This is a genomic window from Singulisphaera chitinilytica (genome assembly GCF_049331405.1).
Lineage (GTDB): Bacteria > Planctomycetota > Planctomycetia > Isosphaerales > Isosphaeraceae > PoT.
The window spans coordinates 2608026-2617576 of the sequence record NZ_CP186274.1; the positions used below are offsets into that span (position 1 = coordinate 2608026).

Genomic DNA, 9551 nt, shown 5'->3' on the forward strand with positions numbered 1-9551 from the left:
GTCACTCGCCTTCGGCTTCGAGGGCCTCGACGGCTTCGCGCAATCCGTCGTTGTAAGGCTGGAGGCGGAGGGCGCGGCGGAAGGTCTTGAGGGCTTCGGGACGATGACCGAGGCGGAGCTGGCACTGGGCGAGGCCGGAGAGGGCGCCGAAGTGATACGGGTTGTGCTCAAGGACCAGGCGACAATCCTCCGCGCTCTCCTCGTAGCGTTCCTGGGCGAAGTGGGCGATCGCCCGCTGATTGTAGGCCTCGGCGAACTTGGGCGCCTTCTCCAGGAGCTTGGTGGCGAGTTCGACGGCCTGTGCATGACGCTGGCGGCCGATGAGCTGGCTTACTTCCTCAAGGACCTTGTTGTTCTCGGGGCTGTCGGCGCGGAACCAGATGGCCCAGAGGGCGTCGCCCGCGAGGCGGCGGACGGTCAGGTCGGTGTCCCGGAGGCCCTTCGCGACGGAGGCGTTGACCTCATACGAGCCGAAGAGGCCCAGGGCGAGGACGGCCGCGCGGCGGGCCTGCGTGTTGCCCGATTCGATCAGGCGGGCGAGGGTCCCCTCCGTGTAGCGGGCCGAGACGTGCTGCCGGAAGCTATCGATGTCCTGATCTCGGAGGAATGCCTCGTAGTAGTCGACGAGTAAGGACCCGGTGTGAGGTTCCAGCATGCCGGGGGCTCCGAAGCGGGGGGCGACGAGGGAGGTGCCTGCCTCGGCCGGATGATTGGTGGCCGCGGCCAGGCAAAGGACTAGGGGCAGGGTTCGGGCAAGTCTTCGGGAACGGATCGCGCCTCGCAGGGACCGAGACGCATGCGTGGAAGCAGTCAACTCGGCCTTGCCAGCCAGGGATCTCCGGACCGAGAGGCGATCCATGGGTTGGTCTCCGAAAGCAGGCGGGATGACCCCTCTGGCCCTGGAATCTGCGCCTTGGCGGAGCCCGGCAGAGGTGTCATTTCTGAGGCGAGTCTATCAGGAGCCAGGCGCGGAGGACAACAGTTTCGTCCGCATCTTGTTCGAATCTACCTCGAACGCTCGAACGAATAAACGCGATGGTCGTCGCCGAGGGCCAACTCTGCGGTTCATCCCCGAGTTTGATGGATCTGAACGGGCCGGGCGAGCCGCGTTCAGGCGGGGGGTGCGACGGCGTCGGGAGCCTGGCCGGCGAGCGCGTCGTCCTTGACGGCGAGGGAGAGGATCCGCTCACCGGGGAGCCGGATCGGCCCCGACGGGGAGTCGAGGGTGGCCCCAACCAGGAGGTCGAGGTCTTCGAGCCGGCCTTCGAATGTGCCGTCGGTGGTGTTCGCCCGGACGAGCCGGCCGAGGTGCTCGCTGCGATCGCGCCAGGGGCGGTTCAACGTCTCGGGCCCGGATTCGAGGCCGAGGCCGTACCAGTGATCCATGCGTCGGATCAGGTCGCGGGCGACCTCCGAACGATCGACAGTGCCGTTCGCGAGGATCCGGATCGAGGTGGCCGTGGTTTGCAAATCGAGGGGAAGATCCGAGGCGGCGAGGTTGACGTTGAGGCCGATCCCCACGACCGCGCCGAGGTTCCGCTCGACGAGGATCCCGGCGATCTTGCGGCCCGAGACGCGGACGTCGTTCGGCCACTTGATCTGCGCGGCCTGCCCCGTCCACTTCGCGACGACCTCGGCCGTCGCCACGGCGCCGAGTGCGGTCAGCCAGCCGGTCTCCGCGAGGCGAGCCGGAGGGAAGAGGAGGAACGAGATCAGGAGCGAGGTCGAAGGGGGGGCCGTCCAGACTCGGCCACGGCTCCCGCGCCCGGCCGTCTGCTCCTCGGCCATGATGACGAGCCCCTCGTTGGCCGTAGACGAGGCCGCCCGTGCGGCGAGGTCGTTGGTGCTCCCCACGCGGTTCCAGACCGTGATCCTGCGGCCGATGTGCACAGTCCCGAGTTCGTGCTCGATCTGGTCGGGGCAGAGCCGCCAGGCCGGCCCCCGATAGGCGACGCCTCGATAAGGGTGATGCTCCAGCGCGAAGCCGAAGCCCTCGAGTTCGGCCAACTCCTTGCGGACGAGGCCCACGTCGGCGCCGAGGGCTTCGAGCGGGACGAAATCCCCCTCGGCGGAACGGAGACGATGGAGCAGGCCAATATTCATCGTTGGGATGCTGGATCGACCTCGGGATGGGACTCGACGCGTCCTGAACTGGACCGTCCCGCTGAGAGATCGGTTCAGGCCGAATCGTCGCCGTAATCCAGACCAATGTCGAGCGCGGGGGCCGAGTGGGTCAAGGCGCCGACGCTGATTCGGTCGACGCCCGTCAGCGCGAGGGCCCCGACCGTCGCCAGCGTGATGCCCCCCGAGGCTTCGAGCAAGAGGCCCGGGCGCCGATCATTCCGACGCCGGACGGCCTCGGCCAGAACGTCGGGGCCCAGGTTGTCGACGAGGATGACGTCGGGGGCGCATTCGAGGGCCCGGTCGAACTGCTCGAGCGAGTCGACCTCGAGCACGACCATTGTGCCGGCCGGGGAGTGCTTGCGGGCCGCCTCGACCGCCACGCCGATCGGGTCGTGGCCCGAGGCGAGCCAGGCCAGGTGGTTGTCCTTGATCATGATCGCGTCGTAGAGCCCGAAGCGATGGTTGCGGCCGCCGCCGCAGCGCACGGCGTACTTCTCGAGGGAGCGCCAGCCGGGGGTCGTCTTCCTCGTGTCGAGGATCGCCGCGCGGGTCCCCGCGACGGCCTGGACGTAGCGCGAGGTCAAGGTCGCCACGCCGCTGAGGCGTTGGAGGAAGTTCAGGGCCGTCCGCTCCATCGCCAGGAGGGCCCGCATGGAGCCCTCGACCCGGGCGATCTCCGACTTCGGTTCCAGGCGATCGCCGTCGTGGAGCAGGCCTCGCCAGCCGCTGTGGAGGCCGAAGTGATGGGCGAGCAGCTCCACAACGGGCAGGCCGGCGAGGACCCCTTGCGACCTCGCGACGAAGCGGACCTTGCCCCGCGCCGACTCGGGGATCGTGGCGTTCCCCGTGAGGTCGCCGATCGTCCCCAGGTCCTCGTCCAGGGCCATGCGGATCAGGGCCTGGGCGTTGCCGATTTCAGCCGATCCGAATCCATGTGTTTGCATGAGTCTCGGTCACAGTCTCGCGGGTCGTGATGCGATGAGCGGCTTGCTTTGTCGAGTACGGCGGATCAGTTCGGCTTGGGGCGTCTCTGGCCTTTCTTCCCTCCGCCGGCCTTGGCCTTGTCGCGGGCGCTGGTGGCCTGCGGGCTCGCGGGGCCCCGGGCCTTGCCCCCGCCGGCGCCGGAACGCAACTGCATGATCCGGTCGCGGAGGGCGGCGGCACGCTCGAATTCGAGGTTCTCGGCGGCGACGAGCATCTCGGCCTCGAGTTCGTTGAGGTATTCCTCCGAGGCGTCGGTCTCCTCGTCGCGGCCGACGGCCTTGCGGGCCTCGGATTTGGCCTGGACCTCCTCCTCGATGCCGCGGCGGATCGCCTTCACGACCGACTCGGGCGTGATGTTATGTTCCTGGTTGTAGGCGAGCTGGAGGGCCCGTCGACGCAGGGTCTCGTCGAGCGCCTTCTGCATCGACTTCGTGACGTTGTCGGCATAGAGCACGACCTGGGCGTTGACGTGCCTCGCCGCGCGGCCGATCGTCTGGATCAGCGAGGTCTCGCTCCGCAGGAAGCCTTCCTTGTCGGCATCGAGGATGCAAACCATCGAGACTTCGGGCAGGTCGAGCCCTTCACGCAGGAGGTTCACGCCGACGAGTGCGTCGAACAAGCCTTCGCGAAGCTCTCGCAGGATCGTCACGCGCTCGATGGCATCGAGTTCGGAGTGGAGCCACTTGCAGCGTAGCCCTTGCTCCTTGAGGAACCGCGAGAGGTCCTCGGCCAGCCGCTTGGTCAGGGTGGTGATGAGGACGCGCTCGCCGATCTCGGCCCGCTTCCTCACCTCGGCGAGGAGCGCGGGGACCTGGCCCCGGGCCGGCTCGATGCGGACCTCGGGGTCGAGGAGGCCGGTCGGCCGGATGACCTGCTCGACGACCTCGCCCCCCGACATCTCGACCTCGTAGTCGCTGGGGGTCGCCGAGACGTAGAGCCGCTGGCCGAGCTTCTTCTCCCACTCGTCGAACCGCAGGGGGCGATTGTCGAGGGCACTCGGGAGGCGGAACCCGTGCTCGACCAGGGTGCTCTTGCGGCTGAAGTCCCCCGCGAACATCCCGCGCACCTGCGGGATCGAGACGTGCGACTCGTCGATGAAGAGCAGGCTCTTGGCCGGGAAGAAGTCGAGCAGGGTGTTCGGCGTCTCGCCGGGCTTCCGCCCCGAGAGGTGGCGGCTGTAGTTCTCGATCCCCGAGCAGTAGCCGGCCTCGAGCAGCATCTCGATGTCGTATCGGGTTCGGGCCTGGAGCCGCTGGGCCTCGAGCAATTTCCCCTGATCCTTGAGGGTCTTGAGCCGCTCGTCCAGCTCCTCCTGGATCGACTCGACCGCCCCCTTGATGCGCTCCTCCGGCAGGACGAAGTGCTTCGCCGGATAAATATACATATCCAGCTTCTTCTCGAGGACGGAGCCGGTCAGCGGGTCGATGACGGCGAGGGTCTCGATCTCGTCGCCGAAGAGCTCGATCCGGTAGGCGACTTCCTCGTAGGCCGCCCAGACCTCGACCACGTCGCCGCGGACCCGGAACTTCCCGCGCTCGAAGGCGACGTCGTTGCGGTCGTACTGGATGTCGACGAGCTTGAGCAGCATCTCGTCGCGGTCGATCGACTCCCCCACCTTGAGGGGGACCATCATCTTCTTGTAGTCCTCGGGCGAGCCGAGGCCGTAGATGCTCGACACGCTGGAGACCACGATGACGTCGTTGCGGCTGACCAGGGCGCTCGTCGTGGCGAGGCGGAGGCGCTCGATCTCGTCGTTGATCGACGCATCCTTCTCGATGTAGATGTCACGCTGGGGGATGTAGGCCTCGGGCTGGTAGTAGTCGTAATAGCTGACGAAGTAGCGGACGGCGTTGTGCGGGAAGAACTCCTTGAACTCCCCGTAGAGCTGGGCGGCGAGGGTCTTGTTGTGCGACATCACCAGCGTCGGCCGGTTGAGCCGGGCGATGACGTTGGCCATCGTGAAGGTCTTGCCCGAGCCGGTGACGCCGAGGAGCGTCTGATGGGGCCGCCCTTCGCGCAGGGCCTCGGTGAGTTGCTCGATGGCCTTGGGCTGATCGCCGGCCGGTTCGTACGGGGCTACCAATTGAAAGTCGGGCATATTCGAGCGGTCCGCTCAGCCTTCGTTCGGAGTCTCGCCGGGAGGGGTGGGGCCGGACGCAGGCTCCCTCTCCCCCTCGACGGTGTCGATCCGCAGATATGGGCGTAGTGTCTCGAGGGTCGCCGGCCCGATCCCTCGGACCCTCCCCTCGAGTTCGTCGACCGATCGGAACGGGCTTTCCTCGCGCGCCTCGAGGATTCTGGCCACGAGCGCGGGCCCGACCTTGGGCAGGGCACCGAGCACCTCGGGCCGCGCCGTGTTCGGATCCAGGACGAGGCCGCTCGGCAACTCCGCCGGAGGCTCGTCCCTCGGCGCGAGCGTCAACAATGCCAGGGTCCCGGACGCCGCCAGGACGATCAGGACGCCCCTGACGGCCGAGGTCCACCCCCAGTGGGAATGGGGCGAGATCGAGGGCATTGAAGTCCTCCCTGACACCCGGATTTGGGAGTCACGTGTTCACTCTAACCTCTAGGATAACCCAGCCCCGCCACCCCACTCAAGTGCGCAACCGCGATACCCGCCACCGCCATTCGGGGAGAAATTAGGCAAATTACATCAACTCGTTCTAGAGTTGGGTGCTGCTCATCCAGGACAAGGTACGAGGAAATCTCTGCGCGAATTTGCATTATTCTGATAAATTAGGTAATTTAGAGGACTGTTACGGCGGTATGTGACGAGTGAGTTCGTGCCGAAGGCGATAGCATCCGGATCAAGAATCCCGAGTGTTTCACGAACCTGGATGCGTAAAGATAAGCAAGGGGCCGATCTCGGCAGCCTGGCGAGCCTGCCCGTAACGTGGTGGTTCGAGGAGCGCATCGATGAAGCGGCTTGGGATGTGGATCATCGGTGGCCTCCTCCTGATCGGGGCCATCGGCTTCTTGCTCAAGAATTTCTCGGGGACGGGGAAGCCGATCGTCGTCGGCATCCTGCACTCGCAGACCGGCCCGATGGAGATCAGTGAGAAGTCGATGATCGACGCCGAGGTGATGGCGCTCGAGGAGATCAACGCCCAGGGGGGGCTCCTCGGGCGCAAGGTCGAGTGGGTCATCGCCGACGGGCGTTCGGACTGGCAGTACTACGCCCAGCAGGCCGAGAGGCTGATCAAGGAAGACCACGTGGCGGTGATCTTCGGCTGCTGGACCTCGGCCAGCCGGAAGATGGTGATGCCGGTGGTCGAGGCGAACAACCACCTCCTGATGTATCCGATGGCATACGAAGGGCTGGAGCAATCCCCCAACATCGTCTACACCGGCGCCGCCCCGAATCAGCAGATCATCCCGACGGTGAAGTGGAGCTACGACACGCTGAAGGCCAGGAAATTCTTCCTGGTCGGCTCCGACTACGTCTGGCCGCGCGCGGTGAACGCCATCGTCAAGGACCAGCTCAAGGCCCTGGGGGCAGAGCTCGTCGGCGAGGAATACATCTTCTTCGGCAGTTCCGACGTCGACGACGTCATCGCCAAGATCAAGGCGGCCAAGCCCGACGTGATCCTGAGCGCGGTGGTGGGCGAGACGAACCTGCCTTTCTATGACCACCTCCGACGCGCCGGCATCCGGCCCGAGCAGACCCCGGTGATCTCCTTCAGCATGGCCGAGGATGAGCTCCGGAAGATGTCGAAGAAGGACATGGTCGGGAACTACTCGGCCTGGAACTACTTCCAGAGCATCGAACGCAAGGAGAATCAGGAGTTCGTCAAGCGGTTCCAGAAGCGATATGGCGCCGACCGCGTGACGAGCGACGTGATCACGGCCGCCTACAATAGCGTGCTCCTCTGGGCCCAGGCCGTGCGAGAGGCGGAGACGGACGACATCAAGACCGTGCGTCGTTTCATCCTCCGCCAGAGCCTGAACGCCCCCGAGGGGGTCGTCTCAGTGGACCCCGAGACTCAGCACACCTGGCGGCCGGTCTACATCGCCAGGATCGGCTCCGACGGCCAGTTCGAGATCGTCTGGACCTCGGAGAAGCCGGTCCGCCCGATCCCCTATCCGATCTCCCGCTCGAAGTCGGAGTGGGAGCAGTTCCTGAACGACATGCATAAGGAATGGGGCGGTTGGGCCAACCCCAAGAAGTCTGTGAGCCCCTTGCCGGGTTCGACCCCAGCCCCGGCCTCGACGCCCCCGGCTACCTCGACTCCGCCCGCTCCGACGCCGGCGCCTGCCGGCTGATCGATCGGTTCACCATCGACCGCTCCAGACCCAGAACGACCCCCATGCTCTCGATGCGGTGGAACGAACACCCATGATGACTCCGCGGCAGTGGCTCACCCATCGTACGATCGTCGGCCGGCTCCTTTTCTGGTTCCTGGCGATCGCCCTGGTCCCCTGCGGCATCCTGACAGGGGTGCTCACCTGGCTCTCCAGCGGAGTGCTGGAACGCTCGATCCGCCGGGAACTCATGGTGATCTCCGAGGCGAGGGCCGCGTCCCTCGAGAGCTTCGCCGTCGAGCGGATCCGGGGCGTGACGGCGCTGGCCCGCTCGAGGACGATGCTCCTGGCGAGCACCGACTTCGCCGAGGCGATCAAGGGTGGGGTCAATTCCCCGGCCTATCAGAAGGTCGAGGCCGAATACCGGCCGGTCCTGACCTATATGGCTGATGCCTTCGAATATCCCAACTTCTACCTCTTCACCCCCGACGGCGACCTGCTCTTCCGGCTCCACGAGGACCTGGACGTCGGCCAGTCGCTCCGCACGGGCCCCTTGAAGGATACCGAGTTCGCCGCGGTCTTCGACCGCTCCCGGACCCTGCTCCAGTCGGACATGTCCGACTATCAGCAGTATCCCGGCCTGAAGGATCCGGCCATCTTCATCGCGAGCCCGGTGCTGGATCCTTCCGGCAAGGTCCTCGGTGTGATCGTCTATCAGATCAACAACGAGCAGATCTACCAGACGATGGATGACTACACCGGCCTGGGAGAGACCGGGGAATGCGTGGTCGCCACGCGGGCCGATAACGCGGTGACGATCGCCACACCGACCCGCTTCGACCGGGGCGCGGCCTTCCATCGAACCATCATCATGGGGGACGAAAAGTCCCAGGGCCTCCAGCTGGGGTCGCAAGGGCAGAGGGGCTACGGCCTCTCCATCGATTACCGGGGGGTCGAGACCGTGGCCGTCTGGACCTATATCCCCTCCTTCCGCTGGGGGATGGTCGTCAAGCAGGACCTGAGCGAGGCCTATCAGCCGATCGCCCGCCAGCGCGGGGCGGGGATCGCGCTGCTGATCATCGGCGGGCTCACGGTCATCTTCGTGGCCAGGTCCGTGGCCAGGACGCTCTCGAGGCCCGTCCAGGACGCCGCCCAGGTGGCGATCCGGGTCGCGGCCGGCGACCTGACCGCCCAGATCAGCGAGAAGGCCACGGGCGAGCCGGGGCAATTGCTCGAGGCCATCGACACCATGACCGAGTACCTGCGTTCGCTGATCGGCCGGATCCAGAAGTCGAGCGTAGGCCTGATGTCGACCGCGACCGAAATCGCGGCGACGTCGAGGCAGCAGGAGCAGACCGTCAACGAGTATGGCGCCTCGATGCACCAGGCGGTGGCGGCCGTCCGGCAGATCTCGGCGACGAGCCAGGAGCTGCTCAAGACGATGAACGCCGTCAGCTCGGTCGCCGAGCAAACCGCGGGGATGGCCTCTTCCGGCCAGGAAAGCCTATCCGGCATGGACAGGACGATGCGGAACCTCGCCGACTCGACCAGCTCGATCGGATCGAAGCTCTCGGTCATCAGCGAGCGGGCCGGGAACATCAACCTGGTGGTGACCACGATCACCAAGGTGGCCGACCAGACGAACCTCCTCTCCATCAATGCGGCGATCGAGGCCGAGAAGGCCGGCGAATATGGCCTAGGCTTCCTTGTCGTCGCCCGAGAAATCCGACGCCTGGCCGACCAGACGGCCGTCGCAACGCTCGACATCGAGCGTATGGTCAAGGAGATGCAGTACAGCGTCTCGGCCGGCGTGATGGAGATGGACAAGTTCAGCGAGCAGGTCCGGCAAGGCGTGGGAGAGGTGCATCACATCAGCGAGCAGCTCGGCCAGATCATTACGGCCGTCCAGGCGCTCACCTCCCGGTTCGACCAGGTGAACGAAGGGATGAGAGCCCAGTCGCAGGGGGCCGAGCAGATCCGCGAGGCGATGGTCCGCCTCAGCGAAGGTGCCAACCAGACCGCCAGCTCGCTCCGCGAGTTCAACGAGGCGAACGCGCATTTGCGGGAGGCGGTCCACGGTTTGAAAGAAGAAGTCTCCGGCTTCACGCTCCCCTCGAACGATTCCGGCCGGCCGTACGGGGACGAGAGCTGATCCGAGGATGAGCAGGGCAGGGCGGAGTGGTTACAAAGCCGCCGGACCG

Annotated in this window: 7 protein-coding genes; 2 read left to right on the plus strand and 5 right to left on the minus strand. The window is 66.0% G+C overall.

The annotated features are described in order from the left end of the window. Window position 1 precedes the first annotated feature (1 nt). The 5 genes from ACOYYX_RS10410 to ACOYYX_RS10430 form a co-directional block, all read right to left on the minus strand. The gene (locus tag ACOYYX_RS10410) at window positions 2–655 is read right to left on the minus strand and encodes a tetratricopeptide repeat protein (protein ID WP_422929857.1); all 654 of its coding nucleotides are present in this window, start codon (window positions 653–655) and stop codon (window positions 2–4) included. Between the two features lie 455 nt (window positions 656–1110). Beyond that, the gene (locus ACOYYX_RS10415) at window positions 1111–2103 is read right to left on the minus strand and encodes a biotin--[acetyl-CoA-carboxylase] ligase (protein WP_422929858.1); all 993 of its coding nucleotides are present in this window, start codon (window positions 2101–2103) and stop codon (window positions 1111–1113) included. Window positions 2104–2177: 74 nt separating this feature from the next. Further along, window positions 2178–3068: a carboxylating nicotinate-nucleotide diphosphorylase gene (gene nadC, locus ACOYYX_RS10420; protein ID WP_422929859.1), complete on the minus strand. Its 891-nt coding sequence runs from the start codon at window positions 3066–3068 to the stop codon at window positions 2178–2180. A 65-nt stretch (window positions 3069–3133) separates the two neighbouring features. Further along, on the minus strand, window positions 3134–5206 hold the full coding sequence (uvrB, locus tag ACOYYX_RS10425) for an excinuclease ABC subunit UvrB (protein ID WP_422929860.1): 2073 nt from the start codon (window positions 5204–5206) through the stop codon (window positions 3134–3136). A 15-nt stretch (window positions 5207–5221) separates the two neighbouring features. Further along, window positions 5222–5623 (minus strand): ComEA family DNA-binding protein, encoded by a 402-nt coding sequence (locus tag ACOYYX_RS10430; RefSeq protein WP_422929861.1) that lies wholly within the window; start codon window positions 5621–5623, stop codon window positions 5222–5224. Window positions 5624–6024: 401 nt separating this feature from the next. Here ACOYYX_RS10430 and ACOYYX_RS10435 point away from each other — a divergent pair, with 401 nt between their 5' ends. Together ACOYYX_RS10435 and ACOYYX_RS10440 are read left to right on the plus strand one after the other, a co-directional pair. After that, window positions 6025–7371, plus strand: a complete 1347-nt coding sequence (locus ACOYYX_RS10435; protein ID WP_422929862.1) for an urea ABC transporter substrate-binding protein — start codon at window positions 6025–6027, stop codon at window positions 7369–7371. A 73-nt stretch (window positions 7372–7444) separates the two neighbouring features. Further along, a complete protein-coding gene (locus tag ACOYYX_RS10440; RefSeq protein WP_422929863.1) occupies window positions 7445–9502 on the plus strand; it encodes a methyl-accepting chemotaxis protein in 2058 nt (685 codons plus the stop codon). The last annotated feature ends 49 nt before the right edge of the window (window positions 9503–9551 follow it).

Coding starts and splice junctions, on each gene's coding strand:
- ACOYYX_RS10410 (WP_422929857.1), bottom strand. CDS start 655: ATGCTGGAACCTCACACCGGGTCCTTACTCGTCGACTACTACGAGGCA.
- ACOYYX_RS10415 (WP_422929858.1), bottom strand. CDS start 2,103: ATGAATATTGGCCTGCTCCATCGTCTCCGTTCCGCCGAGGGGGATTTC.
- nadC (WP_422929859.1), bottom strand. CDS start 3,068: ATGCAAACACATGGATTCGGATCGGCTGAAATCGGCAACGCCCAGGCC.
- uvrB (WP_422929860.1), bottom strand. CDS start 5,206: ATGCCCGACTTTCAATTGGTAGCCCCGTACGAACCGGCCGGCGATCAG.
- ACOYYX_RS10430 (WP_422929861.1), bottom strand. CDS start 5,623: ATGCCCTCGATCTCGCCCCATTCCCACTGGGGGTGGACCTCGGCCGTC.
- ACOYYX_RS10435 (WP_422929862.1), top strand. CDS start 6,025: ATGAAGCGGCTTGGGATGTGGATCATCGGTGGCCTCCTCCTGATCGGG.
- ACOYYX_RS10440 (WP_422929863.1), top strand. CDS start 7,445: ATGATGACTCCGCGGCAGTGGCTCACCCATCGTACGATCGTCGGCCGG.